Origin of the sequence: Arenimonas donghaensis DSM 18148 = HO3-R19, from assembly GCF_000743535.1 — a bacterium.
GTDB lineage: Bacteria > Pseudomonadota > Gammaproteobacteria > Xanthomonadales > Xanthomonadaceae > Arenimonas > Arenimonas donghaensis.
In genome coordinates this window covers 1-2,258 of record NZ_AVCJ01000029.1, presented here as the reverse complement: position 1 = coordinate 2,258, position 2,258 = coordinate 1, and the positions used below count along the sequence as shown (strand labels likewise).

Genomic DNA, 2,258 nt, shown 5'->3' with positions numbered 1-2,258 from the left:
CTTTCATACTTCGAGATCAAGAAGGCAGGGTCCATGAGGCCTAACACCTGAGTTAAGCCGCGCCGAAGGCGTCGGCTTGAATGATTAGTTAGGCCGCTGGCTATGGTGGGCTCCACGCCCGAACCACATCCTGCAACCTGCCGTTGTCGCTGAACCTGAGGCCGATCCGTCCTACCCAGAGATAGCCGTCCTTCTCAAACGGGTCAATATCGGTTTCGACCTGACTTGCTGCGGCCACAATTGATTCCCGAGTAGCCTCAACACGAGAGGCTTCATTTGCCACGGCAATAACTTGGGCCAGTGCTACTTGATTGTCCTCCAGCGAAACGCCCATGTACGTGTGAGTGACGCCAGCGTCAAGCATTCGGAATGCCCACCAAAGGTTCGATGCGAGCAGCAAGACCGCGAGCAGGACAATCACGACCTTCGATTTCGACATGCTGCAGCTCCAGCGGCCTAACACCTTGAGTTAAGCCGACCCGCGAAGCGGGTTCGGCTTGAATGATTGGTTAGGCCGCCTCGTCAGTGGGTCGCAGCCGGGTGGAAAGCTCAACTCTTCCATGCGCTCCCATTGAGAGTCGGGCAGTTTTACGAACCTCTTTATGTCGAATAGCTCGGTGGTTCGTAGGTCGAAAATGATCTCGATTCTAGCGGCGTAGTTGAAGCGCTCGCCGCCATAATCCTCATATAGATTCACACGAACAAAATGAGGGAAGCTTCGCGCGTCGTGATCCCAAGATCCGGATGCAGAAATGTGGTCTGTCGAATGAGACCCAACGATCTTAGTGGCGCAGGGCGGCAATAAGTTAATTCTATTGCCAGCCTTGAAAGCGATGACCGGCGAGCTGGTTTCGAGCCCTTCAATGTGCAAATTGACTTTACCGAATGATGTGGGAATGGCCCGGAGTGCGCCATCTTCACCGATAGCCAGGTCACGCTCCCCCTTAGCGCACGACGTGGCTGCAGCCAAGAGCAAAAGTAGTGCAGCGGAGCGTCTTCTCATCTGGCCTAACACCTTGAGTTAAGCCGCGCCGAAGGCGTCGGCTTGAATGATTAGTTAGGCCTTATGGCTGGCATGCCACGGCCACCGACTCCACGATAGCGCCTGGGGCCGAAACTTGCAGCCAGCACGCAAGGCCCTCTGGCTGGTACTCAAGGAAAACCCCGGACTCCCGCTGAACCGGTGCGACAGGGCCGTACAGGCGGCCAACTTCTGACGTGGCCATTCCGGGACAGAGGCCTCGCGGAGTGCAAGCTCGTGGTCCTGTGCCGAGAAGGCCTTGGACGCGCCTTTGGACCCCGGGTCCTCTTTGTTCCAGCCAGCCCACCGTGACCACGAGGCCTGGATAGTGGAACTCGGTGCCCTCGCCGGTATCAATGCGCTCGGGTGGCTCGCCAAGTTGGCTAGTGACGCTTGTCTCAGTGGCGCCAGAAGCAACCCCACCAATGGTCAGCTCGGAGGGCGGGAGTTCACCGGCAAGTGCCGAGGCCGCAACGACAGCTGCCGCGAATGCGAGGGTGTTCCGCATGAGGCCTAACGCCTTGAGTTAAGCCGCGCCGAAGGCGTCGGCTTGAATGATTAGTTAGGCCGCGCCACGACGGCGAGACCACACGAGCAACAACAAGAAAGCGAGTGCTGAGAGCGCGGAGACGGTGCTGATAGCTAGGTAGACGACGAAACCAAGCTCATACGTCTCGTTGCCAAGGTTGTCGAACGCCATGAGCAGATAGTAAGGCAGGACGGATATGCACAAGACCACTGCGATACCGGCCGCAATCGCTGATCTCCCAATCCAGCCACTGCTCCGTGCCCCGAAATAGATCGCCGCGCAGGCGACAAGACCAACAAGGGAAGCGGAGAAGGCTGAAAGCGGAGGAAGACTTTCCATAGCGGCCTAACGCCTTGAGTTAAGCCGCGTGCCGGAGGCACGTCGGCTTGAATGAATAGTTAGGGGTCACTAGCCGTAATGGGCAGGTCCCCGCCAATGCGCACGTCGCGACCGTACTTGAATTCCCGCGAGGCGACAATTGATCCCTGGCAGCTCAATTGGGCTCGGTGCCCACTCTTGGACGGCTGGACCGTAAAGGCCTCCCGAAACGCGCCTGAAACCAAGCGACCATCGGTCTGCGTACGAAGGTGCGCAGGGGAGAGAGCAAGTCGGCAGGAGTCATTGCCAGGGGTGGTGCCCACAACATAAATGGTGCCATGGGCGGGGCCGAGCCAATGCGCGCATCCAGCCAGGAAGGTAACCGCCAGA

General features: G+C 58.3%; 1 protein-coding gene. It reads right to left on the bottom strand.

The genetic code is table 11. From position 1 onward, the window contains the following. Positions 1-100 precede the first annotated feature (100 nt). Entirely contained in the window at positions 101-439 is a 339-nt protein-coding gene (locus N788_RS14715) for a hypothetical protein (protein WP_152560450.1), read from the bottom strand. Between the last annotated feature and the right edge of the window lie 1,819 nt (positions 440-2,258).

Bases quoted from the DNA above. Each gene is read 5' to 3' on its own strand.
- N788_RS14715 (WP_152560450.1), bottom strand. From the start codon at position 439: ATGTCGAAATCGAAGGTCGTGATTGTCCTGCTCGCGGTCTTGCTGCTC.